The 255-nt window shown below is 60.0% G+C and carries 1 protein-coding gene; it reads right to left on the bottom strand.

Going from position 1 to position 255, the window contains the following annotated elements; all coding sequences use genetic code 11:
* Positions 1 to 255 (bottom strand): 4Fe-4S dicluster domain-containing protein (locus tag AAEY83_RS16810; RefSeq protein ID WP_351060923.1); only part of this gene is annotated, 255 nt, incomplete at both ends.

The following is a 255-nucleotide window of genomic DNA, read 5'->3' as shown; positions in this document are numbered from 1 at the left end:
CACATCGTGCAGTCGATGCAATCGCCCAGCCCCAGCGCCTTGTAGTCGATGCCTTTCTTGCGCGGCCCACGGCTTTCGCCACGGCGCGGATCGTAGGAAACGATCAGCGTGTCCTTGTCGAACATCACGCTCTGGAAGCGCGCATACGGGCACATGTAGATGCACACCTGCTCACGCAACCAACCGGCATTGCCGTACGTGGCGAGGGTGAAAAAACCGACCCAGAAATACGACCAGCCATCAGCCTGACCGGTG

Origin of the sequence: Psychrobacter sp. TB20-MNA-CIBAN-0197, assembly GCF_040309765.1 — a bacterium.
GTDB classification, from domain to species: domain Bacteria; phylum Pseudomonadota; class Gammaproteobacteria; order Pseudomonadales; family Moraxellaceae; genus Psychrobacter; species Psychrobacter submarinus.
Note: the sequence above shows the minus strand (reverse complement) of the source record. Positions and strands in the feature narration are given on the sequence as shown.